General features: G+C 45.5%; 1 protein-coding gene. It reads right to left on the bottom strand.

Annotated features, from left to right (window positions below; genetic code table 11):
* Positions 1–308: flagellar brake protein (locus IQR33_RS22270; protein ID WP_193844054.1), on the bottom strand; the 308-nt coding region annotated here is incomplete at both ends.

Here is a 308-nt window from a genome sequence, read left to right as displayed (position 1 = left end):
TACGGATCGCCTAGTCGATGCTGTAATTGGGCCCGAAATGGGATAACGGCCCCTTCACCTCGATGAGAGTAGGCTTTTACATTGATCCAAAAGCCTTCCTGAAAATAGAACTTCAAGTCTTCATCAGAGATGTTCGGAACCTCTATCAATGCAGTATTATTTGAGTGACAGCCAACAAATGTGCTGGTTGTAATAAACTTAGTACCAACGGGGGTGGTGACGTTTAAGCTCACTTCACTGCCGTGTTCGACCATTGCCATTGCATCGGTGCTATTTAATGTACTTGCCTGACGTTCTGGTGCCTTCTT

Origin of the sequence: Vibrio sp. OPT46 (assembly GCF_015163535.1) — a bacterium.
In the GTDB taxonomy this organism is placed as follows: domain Bacteria; phylum Pseudomonadota; class Gammaproteobacteria; order Enterobacterales; family Vibrionaceae; genus Vibrio; species Vibrio alginolyticus.
Note: the sequence above shows the minus strand (reverse complement) of the source record. Positions and strands in the feature narration are given on the sequence as shown.